Below are 1,319 nucleotides of genomic sequence, written 5' to 3' on the forward strand. Positions count from 1 at the left end.
TTTTCTACTTCTGGTCAACTCCCAACTGTGCGAGATCCTGACGAAGCGAAAATCATTCGATTTTAGTTGTTAAAGACTCCCAATGGTGGGGAAGAAGGCGAACTCCTTTTTAAATTTCTCAATTCTTAATGGTGTTGATTATCCTTAATCGCTTTAATATTGCGAATAATCGTATGAGCTTCAGGGGATGATAAATAGTCAAAAGTGGTACTAGGTACTGATTTTTTTACAAAATCCCAGTCATCCTCTTTAATAGCCATTCTGACTTTTGAAGCACTGATTGCTTGTTTAGTATCATCTTGTTTACGTTCAATAATGGTTAATTGAAGGGGTGAGTCTTTAAAAACATTCCTCATCATTTGGTTATAAATATTGGTCATTTGACTATACGGCTCTTCACCCACAAAGCGATCAGTAATACCTAAGTGTTGGGCGATTTTCATAAAGATACTTGCATCGACCATCGCTTGGCTTTCAATGACACTTTGTTTATCTTTTTGGAAATAGCCTGGAAAGGTTGCTTGACTAATAATATAATGCCCAGTTGGTACAATCATCACATTAGATAGGTGCGCGATGCCTTTTTCTACTAAGTCTTTTCTTATAGCATAGGGAAAAACACTCGCATCTTCCTCAAGTAAGAATAGATACACCCAATCAAATTTAGTCGCAACAGTTTCAACTAAATATTGGTGTCCCAAAGTAAATGGATTACAATTCATGACCAGTGCCGCTTTCGTGCCAGACTCTTTTTTAAATGGGGTGAGAGAGTTTAAATAGTGATCAAATCCATTTTGTTTGTTTTCTAAAAAAGTAATACCATTTTCCGTTTGCACAAGTTTATGAAATCCTAATTGTTCAAAAAAATGCGCAGAATCATTTTTAGTATAGACAAAAAGATGAAACACATCTTGATAATAAAGTTGATGAATTAAATGGGTAATAATTTGATTCATCAACCCTTCACCTTGATAGCGATCATCAATTGCTAAACAACGTAAAGTGTTGCGATAATAACTACCAGTCGCAATCATCTCATCTTTATCATTAAAAATGGCACAACTATAGTCAATATTTTGATCGAGACGTATACCTTGTTGATTTAATAGTTTTACCATTTTATCTTTTTGCTCTTTTGTATATAAAGTGGTTACTTCATAATGCATCGTCATCATCCTTTCAATTCAGTGGCGAGCTTATTGGTTATCTTTATCTTATCAAAAAAATGATGCGAAGAGGTATTATTTATGACAGAAGTACGATAAAAAAACATGGTTTCTATTATACCTTAGTGTAAAATAACTGTTGGTCACCTAAAA

1 protein-coding gene is annotated in these 1,319 nt (G+C 34.0%); it reads right to left on the bottom strand.

Annotated features, from left to right (window positions below; translation table 11 throughout):
• Positions 1 to 125 precede the first annotated feature (125 nt).
• On the bottom strand, positions 126 to 1,166 hold the full coding sequence (gene citC / locus HMPREF2811_RS08270) for a [citrate (pro-3S)-lyase] ligase (protein ID WP_071408919.1): 1,041 nt from the start codon (positions 1,164 to 1,166) through the stop codon (positions 126 to 128).
• Positions 1,167 to 1,319: the final 153 nt, after the last annotated feature.

Source organism: Globicatella sp. HMSC072A10, assembly GCF_001811625.1.
Lineage (GTDB): Bacteria > Bacillota > Bacilli > Lactobacillales > Aerococcaceae > Globicatella > Globicatella sanguinis.

Excerpts from the sequence above, each read along its gene's own strand:
- citC (WP_071408919.1), bottom strand. The coding sequence starts at position 1,166 with ATGCATTATGAAGTAACCACTTTATATACAAAAGAGCAAAAAGATAAA.